The sequence below is a fragment of the Aliivibrio sp. A6 genome (genome assembly GCF_028765505.1).
Taxonomy (GTDB): domain Bacteria; phylum Pseudomonadota; class Gammaproteobacteria; order Enterobacterales; family Vibrionaceae; genus Aliivibrio; species Aliivibrio finisterrensis_A.
Genome location: NZ_JARACR010000130.1, coordinates 1 through 577 on the forward strand (window position 1 = coordinate 1; position 577 = coordinate 577).

General features: G+C 32.2%; 1 protein-coding gene. It reads left to right on the forward strand.

Annotated features, from left to right (window positions below; all coding sequences use genetic code 11):
• Positions 1–44 precede the first annotated feature (44 nt).
• Positions 45–560 (forward strand): hypothetical protein, encoded by a 516-nt coding sequence (locus tag PVK70_RS18890; protein WP_130049485.1) that lies wholly within the window; start codon positions 45–47, stop codon positions 558–560.
• Positions 561–577: the final 17 nt, after the last annotated feature.

Genomic DNA, 577 nt, shown 5'->3' on the forward strand with positions numbered 1-577 from the left:
GTAGTAAACGTGTTATGCAGGCGTTATGTGACAAGGATAGATAAATGGAAATAGAACAACATTATCACTCAAGATTAACAATGGCTTTAGATGATTTAATGAAGTGTAGAACTTATTCTCAACAAATGTTGAAACTGCCAATAGGTGATTCATTTTCAAGTGAAAGAACAGTTTATGAAGCTCTCTTTGTTGCTTTAATTATATCTTACGGTCGAGTATTTACGGTTTCAAATACCACTGATAAAATGTATAAAAATAAAGTGGCTGAAAAATTTGGCAACTTAAGATCTCAATTTATATCCGAGCAAGAACCACGGTTAAGCAAATTACATGAAAGAATCATGGAAAAAAGGCATACAGCTATAGCCCATTCCGATGCTTCCTCTAGAAATTATCAGTATTATAATAATTCACCATTAAACGTAGGACATAATCCATACTTTCCATATGATCATGAAGAAGTTGAGTGGGTATTAGAATTAGTTGAGACGTTAATTTCAGTAATTAGCAAAGAGAAATCTGAGGTTGCTAAAATAGCTTTCACAAATCCCATATTTTAAATATTGCGTAAAGTCAC